At 21.2% G+C, this 20,195-nt stretch carries 28 protein-coding genes; 16 read left to right on the top strand and 12 right to left on the bottom strand.

All coding sequences use genetic code 4. From position 1 onward, the window contains the following. The first annotated feature begins 7 nt into the window (after positions 1–7). The 7 genes from AAHM98_RS05730 to AAHM98_RS05760 all read left to right on the top strand — a co-directional run bounded on the left by AAHM98_RS05730 (position 8) and on the right by AAHM98_RS05760 (position 8,405). Positions 8–1,663 (top strand): hypothetical protein, encoded by a 1,656-nt coding sequence (locus AAHM98_RS05730; RefSeq protein ID WP_342275926.1) that lies wholly within the window; start codon positions 8–10, stop codon positions 1,661–1,663. 4 nt (positions 1,664–1,667) lie between these two features. Next, positions 1,668–3,137: a hypothetical protein gene (locus AAHM98_RS05735; RefSeq protein WP_342275927.1), complete on the top strand. Its 1,470-nt coding sequence runs from the start codon at positions 1,668–1,670 to the stop codon at positions 3,135–3,137. A gap of 1 nt (position 3,138) precedes the next feature. Continuing rightward, positions 3,139–4,494, top strand: coding sequence for a hypothetical protein (locus tag AAHM98_RS05740; protein WP_342275928.1), 1,356 nt, complete (start codon positions 3,139–3,141; stop codon positions 4,492–4,494). Further along, positions 4,448–5,152 carry a hypothetical protein gene (locus AAHM98_RS05745; protein WP_342275929.1) on the top strand — a complete coding sequence of 235 codons (705 nt, stop codon included), beginning with the start codon at positions 4,448–4,450 and terminating at the stop codon, positions 5,150–5,152. The genes AAHM98_RS05740 and AAHM98_RS05745 overlap by 47 nt, the downstream gene beginning before the upstream one ends. Beyond that, positions 5,106–7,379, top strand: coding sequence for a hypothetical protein (locus AAHM98_RS05750; protein ID WP_342275930.1), 2,274 nt, complete (start codon positions 5,106–5,108; stop codon positions 7,377–7,379). The genes AAHM98_RS05745 and AAHM98_RS05750 overlap by 47 nt, the downstream gene beginning before the upstream one ends. 39 nt (positions 7,380–7,418) lie before the next feature. After that, positions 7,419–7,646, top strand: a complete 228-nt coding sequence (locus AAHM98_RS05755; RefSeq protein WP_342275931.1) for a hypothetical protein — start codon at positions 7,419–7,421, stop codon at positions 7,644–7,646. A 288-nt stretch (positions 7,647–7,934) separates the two neighbouring features. Continuing rightward, entirely contained in the window at positions 7,935–8,405 is a 471-nt protein-coding gene (locus AAHM98_RS05760) for a Panacea domain-containing protein (RefSeq protein WP_342275932.1), read from the top strand. 67 nt (positions 8,406–8,472) lie between these two features. On the opposite strand, the gene AAHM98_RS05765 is transcribed toward AAHM98_RS05760, so the two are convergent. The 11 genes from AAHM98_RS05765 to AAHM98_RS05815 form a co-directional block, all read right to left on the bottom strand. After that, positions 8,473–8,649: a hypothetical protein gene (locus AAHM98_RS05765; RefSeq protein WP_342275753.1), complete on the bottom strand. Its 177-nt coding sequence runs from the start codon at positions 8,647–8,649 to the stop codon at positions 8,473–8,475. A gap of 105 nt (positions 8,650–8,754) precedes the next feature. Further along, positions 8,755–9,285: a hypothetical protein gene (locus AAHM98_RS05770; protein WP_342275933.1), complete on the bottom strand. Its 531-nt coding sequence runs from the start codon at positions 9,283–9,285 to the stop codon at positions 8,755–8,757. Next, entirely contained in the window at positions 9,278–10,075 is a 798-nt protein-coding gene (locus AAHM98_RS05775; protein ID WP_342275934.1) for a recombinase RecT, read from the bottom strand. Before AAHM98_RS05775 ends, AAHM98_RS05770 begins: the two co-directional genes overlap by 8 nt. Then, positions 10,075–10,716 (bottom strand): PD-(D/E)XK nuclease family protein, encoded by a 642-nt coding sequence (locus tag AAHM98_RS05780; RefSeq protein ID WP_342275798.1) that lies wholly within the window; start codon positions 10,714–10,716, stop codon positions 10,075–10,077. The genes AAHM98_RS05775 and AAHM98_RS05780 overlap by 1 nt, the downstream gene beginning before the upstream one ends. Continuing rightward, positions 10,700–10,861, bottom strand: coding sequence for a hypothetical protein (locus tag AAHM98_RS05785; RefSeq protein ID WP_342275757.1), 162 nt, complete (start codon positions 10,859–10,861; stop codon positions 10,700–10,702). The genes AAHM98_RS05780 and AAHM98_RS05785 overlap by 17 nt, the downstream gene beginning before the upstream one ends. Next, positions 10,861–11,049 (bottom strand): hypothetical protein, encoded by a 189-nt coding sequence (locus tag AAHM98_RS05790; protein ID WP_342275758.1) that lies wholly within the window; start codon positions 11,047–11,049, stop codon positions 10,861–10,863. The genes AAHM98_RS05785 and AAHM98_RS05790 overlap by 1 nt, the downstream gene beginning before the upstream one ends. Before the next feature lie 14 nt (positions 11,050–11,063). After that, the gene (locus tag AAHM98_RS05795; RefSeq protein ID WP_342275935.1) at positions 11,064–11,264 is read right to left on the bottom strand and encodes a hypothetical protein; all 201 of its coding nucleotides are present in this window, start codon (positions 11,262–11,264) and stop codon (positions 11,064–11,066) included. Positions 11,265–11,277: 13 nt separating this feature from the next. Then, entirely contained in the window at positions 11,278–11,451 is a 174-nt protein-coding gene (locus AAHM98_RS05800; protein WP_342275760.1) for a hypothetical protein, read from the bottom strand. 126 nt (positions 11,452–11,577) lie between these two features. Beyond that, positions 11,578–12,066, bottom strand: coding sequence for a hypothetical protein (locus tag AAHM98_RS05805; RefSeq protein ID WP_342275797.1), 489 nt, complete (start codon positions 12,064–12,066; stop codon positions 11,578–11,580). A 477-nt stretch (positions 12,067–12,543) separates the two neighbouring features. Then, entirely contained in the window at positions 12,544–12,702 is a 159-nt protein-coding gene (locus AAHM98_RS05810; RefSeq protein WP_342275936.1) for a hypothetical protein, read from the bottom strand. A 103-nt stretch (positions 12,703–12,805) separates the two neighbouring features. Next, a complete protein-coding gene (locus AAHM98_RS05815) occupies positions 12,806–13,171 on the bottom strand; it encodes a hypothetical protein (protein WP_342275741.1) in 366 nt (121 codons plus the stop codon). A gap of 90 nt (positions 13,172–13,261) precedes the next feature. On the opposite strand from AAHM98_RS05815, the gene AAHM98_RS05820 reads away from it, so the two are divergent. Further along, positions 13,262–13,555, top strand: a complete 294-nt coding sequence (locus AAHM98_RS05820; RefSeq protein ID WP_342275937.1) for a hypothetical protein — start codon at positions 13,262–13,264, stop codon at positions 13,553–13,555. A gap of 156 nt (positions 13,556–13,711) precedes the next feature. Here AAHM98_RS05820 and AAHM98_RS05825 read toward each other — a convergent pair whose 3' ends face one another. Beyond that, on the bottom strand, positions 13,712–14,854 hold the full coding sequence (locus AAHM98_RS05825) for an Mbov_0401 family ICE element transposase-like protein (protein WP_342275938.1): 1,143 nt from the start codon (positions 14,852–14,854) through the stop codon (positions 13,712–13,714). A gap of 90 nt (positions 14,855–14,944) precedes the next feature. Between AAHM98_RS05825 and AAHM98_RS05830 the strand changes: the two genes are divergently transcribed. The 8 genes from AAHM98_RS05830 (at position 14,945) to AAHM98_RS05865 (ending at position 20,180) form a co-directional block, all read left to right on the top strand. Next, positions 14,945–15,310, top strand: a complete 366-nt coding sequence (locus AAHM98_RS05830; RefSeq protein ID WP_342275939.1) for a hypothetical protein — start codon at positions 14,945–14,947, stop codon at positions 15,308–15,310. Between the two features lie 103 nt (positions 15,311–15,413). After that, the gene (locus AAHM98_RS05835) at positions 15,414–15,944 is read left to right on the top strand and encodes a hypothetical protein (protein WP_342275940.1); all 531 of its coding nucleotides are present in this window, start codon (positions 15,414–15,416) and stop codon (positions 15,942–15,944) included. A gap of 12 nt (positions 15,945–15,956) precedes the next feature. Continuing rightward, positions 15,957–17,300, top strand: coding sequence for a hypothetical protein (locus tag AAHM98_RS05840; protein WP_342275941.1), 1,344 nt, complete (start codon positions 15,957–15,959; stop codon positions 17,298–17,300). Next, on the top strand, positions 17,293–17,583 hold the full coding sequence (locus AAHM98_RS05845; protein WP_342275744.1) for a hypothetical protein: 291 nt from the start codon (positions 17,293–17,295) through the stop codon (positions 17,581–17,583). Before AAHM98_RS05840 ends, AAHM98_RS05845 begins: the two co-directional genes overlap by 8 nt. Further along, positions 17,549–18,418 carry a hypothetical protein gene (locus AAHM98_RS05850; protein ID WP_342275942.1) on the top strand — a complete coding sequence of 290 codons (870 nt, stop codon included), beginning with the start codon at positions 17,549–17,551 and terminating at the stop codon, positions 18,416–18,418. The genes AAHM98_RS05845 and AAHM98_RS05850 overlap by 35 nt, the downstream gene beginning before the upstream one ends. Continuing rightward, complete coding sequence (locus AAHM98_RS05855; protein ID WP_342275943.1) at positions 18,418–19,308, top strand: hypothetical protein; 891 nt, start codon at positions 18,418–18,420, stop codon at positions 19,306–19,308. The genes AAHM98_RS05850 and AAHM98_RS05855 overlap by 1 nt, the downstream gene beginning before the upstream one ends. Positions 19,309–19,316: 8 nt before the next feature. Then, entirely contained in the window at positions 19,317–19,835 is a 519-nt protein-coding gene (locus AAHM98_RS05860; RefSeq protein ID WP_342275806.1) for a hypothetical protein, read from the top strand. 3 nt (positions 19,836–19,838) lie between these two features. Beyond that, complete coding sequence (locus AAHM98_RS05865; RefSeq protein ID WP_342275748.1) at positions 19,839–20,180, top strand: hypothetical protein; 342 nt, start codon at positions 19,839–19,841, stop codon at positions 20,178–20,180. Positions 20,181–20,195 lie beyond the last annotated feature (15 nt).

Genomic DNA, 20,195 nt, shown 5'->3' on the forward strand with positions numbered 1-20,195 from the left:
GTAAATTATGGCAATTAAAGACCCAATATTATTTATTACAGTTGAAGAATTTAAATTATCAAAATATTTTAATGAATTATTTTTTGATAAAGTAACTACTCCAGATAATGAAATTTGATTTGCAATATCTGTAGCTAGTAGTAATATTGATTATTTAAGTGGTTTTACTATTAGTAAAAAATGACCAGAAATAACACCAACAGATTTTACAAATAATGTTCAAACAGCAACTACTAATTATGTTAGATTTTTATTAACTAAAGATGTAGATTATTTACGTGGTCAAGGTTCAATTAGTCAAGGTGGATTAACTTATAGTGAAACTAATCCAGATGACCCTTATTTTATCCCACCCGAAGTATTTAATTATTTAAGAAAAATTAAAGAATATCCAAATATTAAAGGTTTTAATTTAAAAGGAATAGAACCACAAAAAAATAATTATTTTAATAAATTTATTTCAAATTGTGGAGAAGATAGTCCATTAAATGCATATATACCATATACTAATATAAAATCATTAGATATTAGAACTAAAATTACTATTACTAATACACAAAATATGTTAAGACCAGTTGTTAATATTGATACTAGAGGTATTAATACAAGTACTACAGTACCTGAATTTAAAAGTCCAAAAAAAACTATTAATATTAAATATGATAAAGAAACTCATATAGTTAATAGTGATGTTAGTGATAAAGTAATTTATTTTGATGACCTTGATGATAAAAAAAATGCTATTGAAATTTTAAAACATACTTTAGTACCTAATTTTATATATAAATGAGTTGCTTATAAAAATTTTAATCCGTTTACAGAAGATTACTCAAGTTATTTAAATGGAACTTTAATTCCAAAAAAATATGCAGATGATAAATTATTATTAAAACAAGATAAATTAATTGCAGGTACTAATATAACTATTAAAGATAATATTATTAGTGCTACTGGTGGTAGTGAACCGCCAGATTTAACTGATTATTATAAAAAAGAAGAAACTAATAATTTATTAGATAAAAAAGAAAGTATTGAAAATCATAATAATGATATAAAATCAGTAGAATTAAAAATTAGTCAACTTCATACTGAAGTAACTAATAATATGAATATTATAGTTTTAAAACAAAATATTAAAGATGATAATTTACAAACTACTGATAAAACTATTACTGGTGCTATTAATGAATTAAATAAAAGAACTAAACCTTTAAAACTTAAATCAAGTAGTTTAGAAACTAATGAAATAGAAGAAAATTATTGAGATATTGAATTTAAAAATAATCCAAATCCTACTCCGAGAATTCCAAAATGAAAAAAAGTAGGAAAATTAATAAAAAATAACACACAAATAGAATATGAATTAAAACCTAATAAAAAATATAAATTAACTTATAATAATGTAAGTAATCTTGAACCTTATTATAGTTATGCTCCAAAATTAGAAATTATATTTACACCACAATTATTACCAGACCAAGTACCACTTACTCCAAAAATATGTCATCTTTTTGGAAGTGTTAAAGGAAATTATGGAATTACTGGTGCAATTTATTTAAATAGTATTCCAGTTGGTACACGAGAAAGAAAAATTGTTTGTGTTACTATAATTGATTTATATAATTCATCTGGTTTATATTTACTAGAAGAATTACAGGAATAATATTATGAATAAAGAATTTACTTATTTAAATGAAATTAGTTATTGATTATTAAATAAAAGTGATTTTACTCATAGTGAATATAATCTTAGTGGTAGTAGATATTCTAGTAAAACATATAGTATAGCAGAAGAATTAGCAATATTAATAGTTATATCAATTAAAGTACAAAAATCAATTGCTATTTATGCATTTAGAAAATTAAATAAAGATATTAATGATTTAGTAAAAGAAATATATAATGCTTTAATAATAATTGGATTGAATGATTATAAAGACTTTACTTTAAAATACCCTAATAAGCAAGCAGACTTTCGTTTTAAAGGTTTTAAATCATTTATTAGGGTAATGGGTGTATATAGTAATTCAAATGATAGAATACCTTTAAAAGGTCTTTCTCGTAGTGAAATAAAAGGTTTTGATTTAGCAATTGAATGATGTGAAGAAGCAAATGAATTTAGTCAACAAGAATTTCAAGCAATAACATTTGCATTAGGTAATGCTAAAAAAAGAATAAAAATAAAAAGTTGTAATCCAGATAATATTTATCAATATTATATTGAATATATGAATAAAATTGTACCTTTTAATTTAGAAATAATGAAAGAAAAAAATGAACAAATTAAATCAATATTTGATAATAATATTTTTAAATTATTTCATTATAGTAATTGAAAAGTAAATGCTCATAATCTTACATTAGATATGATTAATGATTTAGAAGAATTAAAAGTATTAGATCCAATTAAAGCACAAAGTTGATATTATGGTGTACCAAGTATTTTACAAGGTGCTATTTTTGCTAGATATTTAGATAAAGTTAATACTAAATTAGATTTTCAAGTACAAAGATTAACTGGTGGTTTAGATATAGGTATGGCAACAAGTCCAAGTGGTCATCCTACATCTGCTTCATTATGATTTATTGGTGAAAATGATAATGGTAGAAGAGCACATAAAGAAAGTGAATTTTATCATAGTAATGTTACTATGCAATATAAAGATACTGATACTTTAGCAAATGATATTATTAATTATTATATTAATGAAAGTAAACGTTATATAGCAATGTTATTTGGTTTTACTTGTTATGTTGATTATGGTAATGGTGGGTTAGTATTTATTGATGTTTTAAAAAGTTGAGTTAAAAAACGTAATATAACATGATTAAAATTTATAGCAGTAGATAAATCAATTTTATATTTAAATGATAGAATTGATTTTACAACAATTTGTATGCTTAAAAATATTATTAGTTTTAATTGAGAAAGATGTCCAGAAACTAAAAGACAATATAGTTTAATGCAATGATTAGATAAAAAGAAATTAGATACTAATAATAGTCCGAAAATGTTAGATTTACATGATGATACTTGAGATAGTGATATGTATGCATTAATGCATGAAATGAAATGATTAATTAATGGTATTAATAATAAATTATTAATTAATAAAAATAATTTTGGTGGTGATTAATATGATAAATACAATGGAATATTTAAGTTGTGATAAAAAAGATTGATATATTGATATACCAATGATTATTGCTCAAAAATCAACTAAATTATGATTAGGTAAAGGATTTTTATTTAATTCAAGTAAAAAAGAAATATTAGATTATCTTAATGAAATGAATTTAAAAGATAAATGATTAGAAAAATTTTATAAATTTGGTTTACAAAATTCACTAATGGGTAAAGTATTTATTATGATTATAATTAATGAAGATAATAGTAAATCCCTTAAAATATTACCTAATAGTTTTTGTGGTAGAGTTGCTAAATATAATGAACAAGAACAATCAGCAGAATTTTATTTTATTAATGAACAAGCTGATAGTGCTACTTTAACTTGAGTAATAATACAAAATGGAAAAGTTAAATATGAAACATATAAAGATAATAATAAAGATATTATTTTAGGTTCTACAAGAACTAAATTAAAACCAAATATAACACCATTAAAAACTTATGAAATTAAAAATTCATTTAATTATATTCCTATTTTTGAAATAACTAATTTACCAATTATTAATTTATATGGTAATACAACTACTTTAAATGCATATCCAGATTGTACAGCAGTATGAGATTTAATATGAGATTTAAATCAAGTTATTAAGAAAAAAAGATTAGAAAGAGAATTTAATGTTACTACTTTATTTGCTGTATTAGATAATGAAACAGTTAAAGAAATGCAAGAAAATGGTAATATTATTGAAAATCCTAAAAAAGATATGATAGTTAATGTTGGTAGTGCTGGATATGATAAAAATGGGAATGGTAGTATGCAAATTATACAAGGTGACCCAAAATTTAGTGAATATTGATTAGATTATAATGGTACTGCTAAAGCAATATTTAATGGTTCTGGTTATGATTATGATGAACATGGTAATGATGTTTATACTAATAAAACACAAAGTATGTTTAATAATAAATTTGATATGGAAACAACAGAAATTAAAATAGCATTTTATAGTGCTTATTTTTATCGTATATTTGATTTACTTCTTATTAGTGAAAATTTATGAAATGGTATTGGTGAAAGACCTTATTCATTTAAATTTATACCTATAGCAATGACTGACCAAATAGTACAAGACCAAATTATTAATTCAAGATTAAATAATGGTACTATGACAGTAAGTGAAGCAATTGGTGAATATGATAATATTGACCAACTTATGGCAGAAAATAAATTTGAAAATATTATTACAGAAAATAAAAAATTAAATAAAGAATTAGGAGATAGTGAAAATGAGCAATCATCAACGAATTCAATTAATGAAACACGCACATCTAAATCTAAAGAGACAACAAGCAATAATTAAACGTTTAAGTCATTGAAAAATATTTCCATTTATAATTAATAATGGAGCAATACCTTTAACTGAAACTGGTTATAAACCTATTAATAGTAAAATTAGTGATTTTGGTCAATATGAATTAATACTTTCTGGTAATACTCCAGTTGTATGTATTTGAAAAAATAGTACTAAAATCTATCAAAAAAATAAAGGTATAACAGACCCAACTACTCATAAAACTACTGGACAAGACCAATATTATACTAAACAATATAAAATTGGTGATTATTGAAATGCTTATTTAATTGATGATACAAGTGGTGTAGATTTTGGTGGTTTACCTAATAATCAATTATTTAAAACAATTTCTACAACAAGACAATATATATTAGTTATGTTTGAAGAACAAATTACAGTAGATGATTATTTACAATTTTTTTGTGTATTTAATGATAAAAATGAAAATATTGGTGGTAATACTGGTAAAAATCAAGATAGACAATTATTATATATTTCAAATGTAACTAATTATTATAGTCCTTATAATGGTGAATTTAGTATGCAAGTATTAACTTTTAGTTCAGTTAATGATAGAGCAGTAGCAAGTGGTCAAAATACGCTTGATTATGTACAATATGCAAGTCCAGGTAGTGGTTATGCTTTCCCCTACTATTCAAAATAGTTTAGTAACGTTAAATCGTACTTTAATGCGTGATATTGGAGTTAGATATAGTCATAGACAATCTTATGGTTTAGAATTATTATCTAGTTGTTATTATTATGGTAGACCTATAATACAAGGTCAAGCACCTAATCAAATTAATAATAATGAAATATTTGAACAAAAAGTATTTGCTTCAAGAAGATTATTTATTGCTGGTAATAATGACCGTTCAAGTACATCAGTTAAAAATAATGGTGGTTTATTAGCAGGTATTAATGATAAAATAACTACTAATAGTCATCCAGAAACTACATTTTATAATTTAATGGATGCAAAACCTACTGGATATCTTAATTTTAAAAATTGAAAAGAATGATTATCAACTAGTTTAAATTTACAAGCAAATTTATTTGTTACAAAAGATTTTAAAGGTATGTTAGCATTTGATAAAACAAAAGCAACTAATAGTAATGGTACAGCAATTGGAGAAGCTAAATTCTTTTGAGATAGTGAATGAAATATTAATAATATCTCTGGTAATTATAATGTAGATATGTCTAGTAATTTTAAATATAAAGACCCAGATACTAATTTAATTATTGGTTCACCAACTGTAGATTATTCAAAAATAAGTCAAAAATATATGAGTGCTATATTAAATTTTAATTCAGTAGTATTTAGTAGTTTAATACAAATGCCTTATGATAGTGTACAATGATTACCTTTTGCTTTAAGTGATATACCATTAATTGGTAAATTATTAAATGTTTTAAGTTTAGGTATTCCAATTGGTTTTATTATTAATCAAAATAATCAACAATATAAAAAAATGTTATATTTTAATGGTTTCATGTCAGCATTTTTTACAAATAATTTAGAAAATATTATTGGTAATGGTGGTTTAATTCCATTAAATGCTTTTGCTAATGAAAATGCTTTTGCTATTGGTAAATTATTAGGTGCTAATGTTTCTACAACTGCTATGACTATGAAATTAACTGATAGAATATCAGTATATCCATGAGACCCTAAAACTGGTCATAAATTAAAAACAAAAGAACAAATAAGTACAGTTGATTTATCACAAAAGAAAAATAATAAAGTTTATATTTTAGCAGAAGATACTGAATTTTTAGATATAGCAAGTCCATTAACTAACTTAGACACAGAAATGCAATGAAATCCAACAAGTAATGGTGTTAGTGATGGTTCTAATTATGCATACATTATTGATACAATTGTAACTCAATCATTACATCAAGGTGAAGAAAGACATACATTTTATAGTGATAATCCATTTACTTATCAAGGTGATTATAATGAACTTTCAATAGCACAATTTAGATATAAAAATAAAGGAGCATTAACTAGTAATGCTTTTAATTGAACTACTTTATATAAATTAAATCATGATGAATATAAAGAAACTGAAGAAACTACATTTAGTTATCCAGCAAATATCTTACCACCAAGTCCACAAAATATAGCAAAACAAATAGTTATTATTCCAAGTAATCCAACTATAAAAATGGATTTACCATTAGAAAGTTTATTTAGTATAGGTAATGATAATAAGTTACAATATTCACCTTATAATTGAAATGATTATGTAGCACCAAAAATTAAACCCTTAGAAATAGATATTAATTTTAAAGATTATTTAGACCCTACATTATTAATTAATACTTTTAATGATTTAAAAAGATATTATAAAAGTATAGATGTATACTTAAGTTATGAATATGAAACAGATGAGTTTATTAATCATCAAACGGAAGGTTGTTCTACAAAAGAAATTTTTAAACCTTCTAAATCTCAAACCTTCGTTTTTTCAAGAGATTTAAAAGAATTATTAACATATAATAGTTCATTAAAATTAAAATATTATGAAGACCATAATATTACATATCATGGATTATATGCCGGATATTATGGTAATGGTAAAATAGGAATAGAAATTGATAGAAATGAAAATAATGTATATAGTGTTGAAAATACTTATATGCAATCTAGAATTGAAGATAATATTACTACACAAAGTATTGAAAATCAAAAAGACACAATATTAGGATTTTGTGATTTATCTGACAAAGAATTTAAGTGAAAAATACAATTATTACCAAATATTATGCAATTAGAAGTTTCTTGATTCAGTGAAAAAGCGGTTTTAGGTTTAACACAGTACATAAGATATTATAAATATTATAATTTAACTATTTCACAAATTATACTAAATTCAAGATAAACATGTTATAATAAACATATTAGTAGGAGGTTTAATTAAATGAATTGATTATTAGGAACAACTCATGAGATTATATTAGTTAAAATAGCAGTAATAGCAACTTTTTTTATGATAGTATTTTTAATACCTGCAGTATTATTATGTAACTCTATTGAAAAGAAAAAAAGTATTAAAAACAAAAGCGGAATTATTGGTATTTTTTTTTCTATATTAGTTTTTATGTGCATTATAATAGTTGCGTTAGCAACATTTACTAATATATTTTAGATTTTTTTGTTTATATTATTAAATATATTTGGTTTAATATTAGGTTGTTGATGATTATATAATAAAACAAAATAATATTCCCCCACAATCTTAAATATTAATGTATAATATAATTAATCTATTTTTTCTTAGTAGTTTTGATAGATTAAATTTAAGGTTAAAAAGTTACTAGAAATAGTAACTTTTTTTATTATATTTTTGTATTATCAATTATTCATTTTTTAAATATGTTAATATGTGAATATAAAATAATAGTTTTTGCTAAGTTATCGTTCGGATGTGATTAAAATGGAAATTAATAAAGTAAAAGGATTATGTAAAGAAATCATAAAATTTTATGATAAAGAACAAAAAAATAAGAATATACCAAAAGAAATGCAAGAAAATATTAGTAATTTAAGATTACAAAAAATCTTATTATTTCTTTATTGTTATTATTGAAAAGAACTTAAAAAAGAAATAATAAATATTAATTTTTATGCTTGAACATATGGACCAGTAGTAAAACCATTATATAATTTTTTAAAAGATTGTGGTTCTAATGGGATAGATATTTATAGATTTCAAGAATTTGAAACTCCTAAATATAATAAAAAAATATTTCAAAAAATATTAAATCATTTAAGTCAATTTTCTACAATGAGATTAGTTAGTGCTTCACATGATACAGAACCATGATTAAAAACTCCAAATTCATCTGTTATTGATAATGAATTAATTAAGAAATGATTTGAACAAGATGTCCCTGAAATCAAATAAAAATAGACAAAAATCATTAAATATAAATTATCTATATTTAGTTATTAATCTCAATCAAATTCATTATTTACTCCTTATTTTTATAATATTCTTTAATTTCTTTTACTTTATTATTAAAATCTAATTGATGTTTTTTACACATTTTAAAAAATTGAACAGAAGTATTTTCTAAATCTGTAGATTGTAATTTAATTAATACTTTACTATTACAATCTTTACAAATACATTTTAATTTAGTTTTCATTTTATTTTTTCCTTACTAAATCAAGTAATAAAACAATAAAACAACCTAAATTTATTAATGCTATTATTGTAGAATTTATAATTATTAATATTTCTCATCAAACCATTATTTCACTTCCTTATTTAAATAATATCAACCAATTAATAAACTTTCTGCTTGGTCATGGTCTTTAATTTTAATATTTCAATTATGGTTCTTAATCATGAATTGAGAAAGTTCAATTGATAACTCTTTAGTTCAAGGTTTATAATTTCAATTATATTTAATTTCATCTAAACTTTGATATCATTTTCTTCATTCACTACTACTAACTAACATATCTTTAGTTAATAATTTATTAAATTGTCCAGCAATAAAACCACGTAAATGGTCTAATGTTTCTTTACCTTTACCAAATTTTGGATTAAATATCCCACGTTCAATTACTAAATATAAACTATAATCTGTTTTATCATCAATTACACCTAAATTATTAGTTTGACATTGTAGAAAAACCATATTAATAAAATCAGTAAAATAATGATAATCTTTTTTAGAAAAATTAAGACTAGTTATTAATATTGGTATTTTATTTTCTCATAATGTAAACCCAGTATTTTTTATACTTGGGTCAATTGAAAGTAAATAATTATTCATTACTAAATACTACCTTATCTAAATTATCAATATTAGTTTGTATTTGTTCATAATTAATATTTATTTCTTCTTTTGGTTCTTCAATAGATTTTAATTTAATTTCTTTATTATCATTATTTGGATTATCAACATACATTATATTTTCATTTTCTAATACTATTGCTTGATCAATTTGCATTGCTCTATCAATAATATTTTGATTTTCTAATTTAATACTAGGGTCTTTATTAATATCTCTAATAATTGCTTTAATAACTGTTTTAAGTGCCATAGCATTAAAACTAGTAGTTCATGGACTATTACCATTTGCTTTACTATATTTTTTTCTATGTTCTTCACATTCTTGTTTAGTCATACCTTTAATAAAAGTAATTATTTTACCTAAATAATTTTTAATAGAAATCATACCATAATAACCAATAATTATTTTATTTTCAAATATTTTACTAGGGTCTAATTCTCAACGTTGAGTTTCTTTATTAAAAATATGTTTATCAGTAATAATTTCTCTTTGAAAATCAATTACACAATTTGAACGTTGTAATAAAGTTAAAAAACCATCTTCTTGTATTTGTACTTGTAATTCATTATTATAAGGTATTAATGCTATTTCTTTTTTAATTGGATTATTACTTAAATCTAATTCAAATATAGTTGCTAAAGTATTAATAACTGATTGTGGATTTAATGTTGATAATTTTTTATCATTTAATTTTGTTAATTCATAATAGTTAGTAAATTGTTGTATTTTTGATTTATCTATATTTTTAGGTAATATTAAATTTGCCATTAGTGATTTTCCTTTCAAAGTGCAATTGCCATTTCTCATTCATATACTAATTCATCTGTTATTTCTACTAATATTTTTTCTACATTATCTTTTTGAATTCAATAAATATAATGTGTATTTGATAAATTAAAACCATTATTTTTTAATATTCAATAATAAGCAGTTAATTGTAATATTGATTTTTCTTTATTTTCTTTATACATATTTGATAATGTTTTAAAATCAATTATTGTATATAAATTATTTTCTTTATAAATTAAATCTGGTGTTCCGGCAATAATATCATAAGTAAATACTTGTTCACATATATATTTAGTATTTACTTTAAATTCTTGTAAATTATTTAATAAATTTTCACAATATTGTAAATAATTTTTATTAAATAAATGTTGAATATTATTTAATAATTTATCTTTTATATTATTAATATTTATATTTTTAAAATATAATTCTGCTACTTTATGAACAGTTTCTCCTCTTAATCTAGCATTTTCTAATCTATCAAAAGGTATATTTTCATAAGGATTTTTATTTTCATATAAATAATATTGAATAATTTTAGATACTGATATTTTTTCTTGTTTATTTAAAAAATATTGATGTGTATCTTTTTTAAAAATTAAATTATTTTTTAATTGCATTTTTAATTAAACTCCTTAAAAAAGCATTAATTGTAATATGATTTTCTAAGCAATATTTTTTAAATTCATAATATTCATCTATAGTTAATCTAACAATCATTTGTTTATTTAATAAATCTTCTTTATTTTTCTTATGTGCTGACATTAAAATTCAACTCCTTTAATATCTAATTCCATTACTAATATTTCATAATGTTCAATATAAGCATTTTCTAATATATGATGTTTATAATTTTTATGAAAATTAATAGCATTTTCAATTGTAGAAAATATTTTTTGTTTTCTTTTATTAGTATAATTTACTTTATATTTTAATAAATAATTATATTGCATATTATTTTTCTCCTTTAACCTTTAATAATTTTTTTATAATGAATAATTACTTGTTCTAATTTATTTATTTTTTCATATGAAAAATAATCTTTCATAATTTTTAAATCACCATCATTATCAATTTCAAATTCTTCATATTTACTATTAAATTCTTCTTGTAATTCTTCAAATTTATCTATTAATTTTCTTGCATTTTGTAATTCTAATTGATTCATTATCTTTTCTCCTTTAAAAATTTTCTAATTGTAATTCATTAATATAATAGTTATATAAACTATCATAGTTATCACTTGTTAAATATATATCTTCTTCAATCATATTATTAATACATTTATTACAATAATAAGAATTATCTATTTCACTAATTCAAATATATTTTTTATTATGTAATTTACATTTCATTATTTTTACCTATTAATTTATAAAAACAGTTATTACATGTTCTATTATTTATAGATGATTGTTTATGACAAATATCACAGTTATGAGTAATAATATTTCAATTAAGCATTTATATTAATTCCTTTCTTAATATTTTAAATAAAATATTTTATTATTATGAGTTACTAAATCTTTTAATGATGTTACTATATAATTTATTACTAAATCATTATGATTATATGGATTATTTATTTTAAAACTTTTTCTATCTTTTTCTCAGGTAATATTATATTTAAAACATTCTTCATTTTTTATTTGTCCAATATAATAACCATTATATTTTTTATAAAATTCAAGAGTAATTAATTTTTCAATAATTTTATTATATATTATTGGTTTTTCTTTCAAATCTTCAATTTGAATATATTGTTTTAATAATTCTTTTAATTGCACACCATTTAATTCTTTTTTTATATTATCTTTAAAAACTCAATATATTCGTGTTTCATCAATATTAAAAGAATTTTTTTTAATAAAACATTTAGAAATTGATATTTTATATTCTCCAAATTCAATTATTATTGCACCATTATCAGTTTCTTTAATAATTTGCTCTTGTGAAAATTCTATTATCATTTTAAAAACCTTTCTTTTTATTCAGCACTGCTACTTTTAGTAAGCAGTTGCTGTTTTTTTATTTTCTTTTTTAAAAAAATCTTATAAATAGGCTCTTTATCACCTACAGTGATAAAGCCTAAAAAAAAATAAATATATATATACTAATTATTTAATTTATGTTAATATATAATTGATAAGGTATGTATGTAATATATAACCCCCTTTATGTGTAATAATTTAAAAATAATTAAAGAACAGGGTTTATGGTTATTACATAATCTTGAAAAATTCTTTACTAACTCAATATAGAGACTTCAATTAATAGACAAATACATACAATAACAATTCAATAAAAATTAATAAATTACTCTTTTATACTCATGTAGTAGTATTTACATAAAGTACTCACAATTTAACTAACTACGAGAGTTTATTTAATTTAACAATTAAAAATGAGAGTATTATCTCTCATTTATATTTTTATTAAATCTATACCTATTTTTTATACGGCCTCTTTTTAGTTTGTTGTTCTTGTAGTTTTGGTTCTAATTCAGTCTTAGTATTTTTATAAACAAAATTTCGGTGTTGTTCTAATAAATTTTCTAATTCTTCATTAGTATAATTTTTATTTTTATCTCAGTTAAAGTTTTCCATATTTAACTCCTAAACTCACAGAATGGCTACTGTTTCCTTAATATTAATTATATCATTTTTTCCCTTTAAAATAAAGAAAAAATCTATATTTATTATAGATTTTCTAGTCATTATTTTCTATTTTTCTTGGTTCAGTAATATTAATAATTATATCATTTTGAGTGTTATTATCTTCTTCATTTATATCAAATTCATTTGGATGTGATTTTCTTCAATGTTCATAAATTAATTGTGGAGTTACTAATGCTTTTTCTAACATATGAGTTGAAATAATACTACGTGCTTTATCATAACTTTTTAAAAATTTTACTTGTCATGGACTATTTCTACGTCGGCAATCATATATAAATTTTCTATCAATTCCAAGAGCATTATTTAATCCTTGTGGTGTTAATGTTTTATTTTTTGTTCGTAAATAATTACTAATTTTAACCTCATAATCTCCTAATTCTTTTCTTTGTTTTGGCATATTATTCACCTTTTATCCTTATGTATATTATAACATTTACTATTATTCTTATATATAATTATTTGTAGTTTAAAGAAAGGAATTAATATTATGACTTTAATTAATAATGAATATGATTATGATAGTTTAGATATTAAATATACAAATTTAAAAATAAAAGAATATGAACAAGATTTATTAAATTATGATTATAATTATTTTAAAACTTATGATAAAAATAAATATAAATATATACAAAGAAGAGTAAAATTAATTATTAATCCTTTTGGAAAATCTTATCTTCCATTAAGAATATATAAAAATTTAGAAACTAATGAAAATATATGTCCAGTAAAAAATTTTATTAAAATTCTAGGGTGAATAAAGTTAATAGTTATAATTTAATTTTCTTTAAATAAAAGACAACATTAAACTATTTAATTGTTGCTATAATTATATCATATTATAGTTAATAAACAAGTATTTTAATGTTTTATTTTATTATTTTATAACAAAAATTCCTAACTATTTAGGTTTAAGATTTATTAAGTTTTTAAAATATTAAAGTAAAAGATTTAATTTATTAATTCTTGCTGAATTAATTAAAAGCAAATTATTAAGTACTTTATCATTATAAATTTTAGCACCATAACCTTTTAATGATTTCACTAAATGTGAAACATCACTTTCAGCACAAACTCCTTGATTTCAATTTTCTTTTTGATTAATAATACCTTCTTTATTATTTTTAAAATATTTATATATTTTTTCATCAATATTATTTACTTTTAAAAAATCTAATAATAAATAATATTTACCATTAATAAATAAGTTATATGCATTTGTTAATTTTTTATTATCTACTTTTCTATTAAAAATAAATCCTTTTTTCAATGCTTTAAATGCATGATGTCTATCAATTACATAAGGAATATTTTCTTTTTTAGCAGAAGTTTTAATTCAAGGTGCACCATCGCCAATAAATACTAAACTACTTTTATTATAAATAAATTGTAAATCAAGAAAATCATAAATTTTATCAATTAATTCTTGTCTTTTAATTCTTTCACCATTTTTAGTTTTCATATAAGTTATTTTTTTATCTTTTAAAACATTTCTACTTTTAGTAGATTTTTCTAAATCTGTACCTTTATTTGCACTAATTGTACGAATACGATTTTTTTGTTTTTTATTATTAAATAATGAAGAAATAAAACAATCATCCATATTTACAAATAATTTTTCATTTGGTAATAATATCTTTTTCTCTTTTATTTTTTCAACACCTATTACTGCATTTTTCATTACATTAGTCATATATGTTTTAGAAAATTTAGCATTTTTTACTATATCTTGTACATCAGATTGTCTTTTACCATTACCTGAATTTTTTATTATTATATGTTCTAAATTAGTTAAGGTTCTTTTTCTTTTTTTAATTTTTATATAATTATCTAAAGGATAATAATATTCATTAGTTTCTAATATTAAATAACATCTACGATAAAAATCATTTATTTTACCATATTTAGTATTTGGGCTTCTTGGAGCAGTTTTAACATATTTATATTTACTTTTATCATATTTATTTTTATGTCAAAAATCATCATATGCTAATCATATATTTCTGAAATAATTAATATCATTTTTATTAATTTCTTTATCACATTCTTCATAATCAAGTTCATCAGTAAGAAAATTCATAATATTAATTCCTTTCTTTAAACTACAAATAATTATATATAAGAATAATAGTAAATGTTATAATATACATAAGGATAAAAGGTGAATAATATGCCAAAACAAAGAAAAGAATTAGGAAATTATGAGGTTACAATTAGTAATTATTTACGAACAAAAAATAAAACATTAACACCACAAGGATTAAATAATGCTCTTGGAATTGATAGAAAATTTATATATGATTGCCGACGTAGAAATAGTCCATGACAAGTAAAATTTTTAAAAAGTTATGATAAAGCACGTAGTATTATTTCAACTCATATGTTAGAAAAATCATTAGTAACTCCACAATTAATTTATGAACATTGAAGAAAATCACATCCAAATGAATTTGATATAAATGAAGAAGATAATAACACTCAAAATGATATAATTATTAATATTACTGAACCAAGAAAAATAGAAAATAATGACTAGAAAATCTATAATAAATATAGATTTTTTCTTTATTTTAAAGGGAAAAAATGATATAATTAATATTAAGGAAACAGTAGCCATTCTGTGAGTTTAGGAGTTAAATATGGAAAACTTTAACTGAGATAAAAATAAAAATTATACTAATGAAGAATTAGAAAGTTTATTAGAACAACACCGAAATTTTGTTTACAAAACTACTAAGACTGAATTAGAACCAAAACTACAAGAACAACAAACTAAATTAAAAGAATATGAAACTAAAATTAATAGTTATGAAGAGCAACAATTATTTTCTAATATTAAAGATACTAAAAAAGTAAATTTAATTAAAAATTTAATGAGTACTGATAATTATAAATCTTTATCTAAACAAGAAGCATTTAATAAAATAAATGAAGATTATAAAGAATTTCTTATTGATAAAATATCAGAATCTTTTAAACAAGAAAATAAACCTAATACAAATGATTTTAATCCTAAAACTCTTTTAGATTTACATACAAATAGTATTAATCCAGAAGAATTAGAAAGAAAATTAAATGAAAAAGCAAAAACTACAGGTATTACTGACCCTAACGAATTAGAAAAACTTGTAAATTTAGCAAGAGGAAATGCACTTAAATCTATTAAATAGAAAGAGGATAAAATGGCAATTCCACAAATACCTAAAGCATTTATTATTGGTGGTAATACACCTACTGAAAATGCTGTTTTAAGTGTACTTGAAGCACAAGTTCGTGGTGAATTAACTGCTGAAATAAGTACTTTATTTATGAGAAATACTGTTACTGCTGACCAAATAGCAAATATTAGTGGTGTCGCAATGGCAATATATAGAGCAACAGTTCGTGTATTATGAGGTTCAACATGAGATGAATTTACTGGTACTAAAAGACAAAAAGGAACAGTTAAAACAACAACATTAATTATTGATAAAGAATTAACAATTGATTTTAATATTCCAGAATTTGATATTGAAAGATTTATGACTTCACCAGCAAATGTAGCAACTCAAATTGTTTCAAATTGAACAAGTTCATTTATGAGAAATTTAAGAGAAAATTTTGAATTAATATTTTTACAAGGTACCAAAGATTATGCAATTGCTAAATCATTAGTATTACCTTTAAATTTAAATAATATGACTAAAGAACAAGCATTAAATGCTTATTATATAATTGGAGAAAGAAATAATAAATTAATTAAAAAAGTAGATGATATTACGGTTGGTATTAATAAAGCAGATTTAACTGGTGCTTGTGGTATTGATAGTAGTTTTAATTTGGCAAAAGCATTTACATTATTAAATTATGGTCAAATTGCTGCAAATACTTTAGCAACTGGTAAAAGATATACAAATCAAATTATGGGTATGGAATTTTATGAAAGTTTTTATTTAGAACAAGATTTTATTCATGATACAGTTTCTGGTATGCATTTAGAAAAAGATTATAATTTATTAAATTTATTTGGTGTAGTTTATAACAGATATATGTGAGGTATGCCTATTTCATTTACAAAAGTAAGAAATAAATTAGATAATGCAACAGATAATATTCGTATTATTGGGAAAGCATTATATGCATTACCAAGTGCAATTAGACCAGATTTAATGTATATTATTCAAGAAAAAATGCCAACAATTGATGAAATTAAAACAGCAAGAGCAAAAAATTATAAAACAGACCCAACTAATGTTAATGCTACTTATCAATCAACAGATTATGATAATATGAATATTTTAGATTTACAAAATATAATTTATTATAAAGATTTAGGAAAAATTACTATTGCTAGTGATAATCCTACTAGTGATGAATTAGATATAGCAATAGTAAATTCTGGTAATGTTGGATTTACACCTAAAAAAGCAACATATACTAATATTACTAATACAAGTGCAATTATGACTGGTGATAATAAAGAATATTATGGAACAGTTAAATTAACATTTTCAAAAGTAAAAAAGAAACAAGTTAATAATGACTAATATATATGAATATTTTAATTATAAAAATGAAATTATTATAAATTCACCAAAACCAGAAGATTTAACTACTAGTAATGATTTAAGAGCAATATTACTTGATGAATATCCTAAATTAAGAAATGATTATTTTATAGTAAGTGATATACATGATGATTTTGCTATATGTGTTGGAGATAATATAAATTGTCAAGGTAAAGTAATAATTCAAATTAAAAAATCTACTAAATTATTAAAAGGAGAAAATAAACATGCCACAACATGCTGAGACTACATCATTGAGTAATTATACTTTAATAAAATTAATTAGAACAGGTATAAGTCCTATTTCAGCAATGATTGGAACTAGTGCTTATTATGGACAATTAATAGGGAATCCAATATTAGGCTCAATTAATAGTTTATTATTTGGTAAAAAATTAGGTTTAGATATATGAAATTTAAATCAAAGACCTTCTTCTAAAACTAAATTTATTAATAGTAGTAAAAAAATATTATTAGGTTTAGGAACAATTAGTTTAGTAAATTATACTAAGTTTTTAAATACTGTTATTAATCCCATAGAACCTACTACAACATCATTTCCTATTACTAGTACTACAGCACCTATACATACAACAACATTAAGCACTACAAGTACAACATCTACTACTGTTAATCCATTTCCAGATAATTTATTTAATATTTTATTTAATAATAATTCTAATAATTTAATGGATTGAGATACTTATATTTCATTAAATGCTTATGGTATTTCAAATCTTATTAGTGGAATTACTGAATTAATACCTAATAGATTTGAACCAATAAGAAAAATAGCAAATATGGGTACTGGTGGGTGTTTAATTAGTAGTGGTGTAGCAATGGGTATTAATAATGATTTTAATAATGCTTATGCTATTCCTACAATAATAGCGGGTGCTAGTGAAATTATACATAATTTATTACCAATGAAAACAAATCATGATAGAGAAATGCAAGAAACTAGTTTTATTGATAATGAAACTCAACCAATAATATCAGATGATAATATTTTTGATTGAGATAACTATGAAATAAGAAATACTATTAATGATTATGTTCCTAATATTCAATGTAATAATAGTAATTTTACTTTATAATGTTACCTTTAATTATTAGATTAATATATTCTGCATTAGCTAGTGATGATATTCGAGTATTAATTGTTAGTTTATTAAAAAATTATAGTAAAGATAATGGATTAAAATCAGTGTTAGATAGTGAAAATGTTTCTATTGAAGAATTAAATCAACCTTATTCAGTTTTTAATCCTAATATTGCTAAAAAATTATTATCTATTTTAAAACCTAATGAATTAACTATTTTAAAAACTGAATTAGATAAATTATTTGTTAATCCAATTAAAAAAGTTAATAATTTATTTAAAGATAATAATAAAGATATAGAAGAAACTAATAATAAAGATGATAAAGGTTGAGTAATATTATCTAGTTCATGATTAAAAAAAGGTTTATTTTATAAATCTAATAAATCACTTAAATTAGGATTATTACAAGTTTTAATACAATCTGATACATATAAAAATAAACGTTGATATGGTCCATATACTTATCCTAATGTAAATGAAGAGACTTGAGAATTAATGAAAGTTCAAAAAGGTAAAAATGGTAGTGGTGCTGGAACAATATTTTGAAGATATTTTTTAAGGGGTTTTTTACCTTCACAAATACGTAAATATGTTAAGAAACAACTTAAAGAAGAGAAAGGTATTAGTAAAGGTAAACAACGCTATAATGTGCTTAAATCAACTAATATTAATGTATTAAAAACAACTGCATTTATTAATAGATTAGAACGTGGATTTTTTAAACTTAAAGAATTTAAAATTTTACCAAAAACTGAATTAGGTAGTAGAGCATGAAGAGTAGAAAGAAAAGAATATTTAAATTTTCATAAAACAAGTAGTACTACTAAAAATATAGGTATTTCTATTTATAAAAATAAAAGTAAATATAAAACATGAAAGTAGGTGATTATATGGATATAGATTTAACAAAACCTATTAAACCAATTGGTATATGAAATACTATTAATCCAATATCAAAAGATAATAAAGAATATAAAAAATTAAATAAAATTTGATTTAATAAAAATAGTACTCATATAGATAAAATCAAAATATTAATATCTAATATTTTAAAAATAACTAGTCATATTATTGGTATATTAATAACATTATTTTTTACAATAACACCATGATTACTACCTAAAATACCAATAGAAATGGGAATTGGAAGTTATACAACTCAATATAATTTTACTTGACCTGACCATTTAATATTAACTTTATTTCCAATGTTTAGTCATATAGGAGTAAATGTTATTACTAAATTAGGTAATTATGGAAAATTAATTAAATATGGATTAATAACAATTCCAATTATTATTACAAGTCCTTATTTAATTTATCAATATCAACAAATTAAAAAACATAAAAAAGAATGTATTTTATGTAAAAATCATTCAAATAAAATTCAAATAGAAAAGGTGGAATAAAAAATGAATTTAACAGTATATTTATTAAGTGGAATTATAGGAGGAGCAGTTACTAGTGGGGTTATTATTACTTTTGTATTATCTATTATTTCAAAAAAAATTAAAAAAAATAAACAAGATATAGTTGCTAAAGAACTTAAAATTAATAAATTAATTGAATATATTATTTTAAATATTAAACAATTAAATGATAGATTACAATTAACAGAAACTCCTATTGCACAAAAATTAGATGCTTTTGATGTTGATGAAAAAGATTTTGAAGATTTTATTATTGCTCAAAAAGCAAAACGTCAAGAATTAACAAATAAAGATAAGAAAAAAGTAACTAAAATTAAAATTTAAAGGGTTTAAATACCC

The sequence above is a fragment of the Spiroplasma endosymbiont of Nebria brevicollis genome (genome assembly GCF_964030895.1).
Lineage (GTDB): Bacteria > Bacillota_I > Bacilli_A > Mycoplasmatales > VBWQ01 > Spiroplasma_E.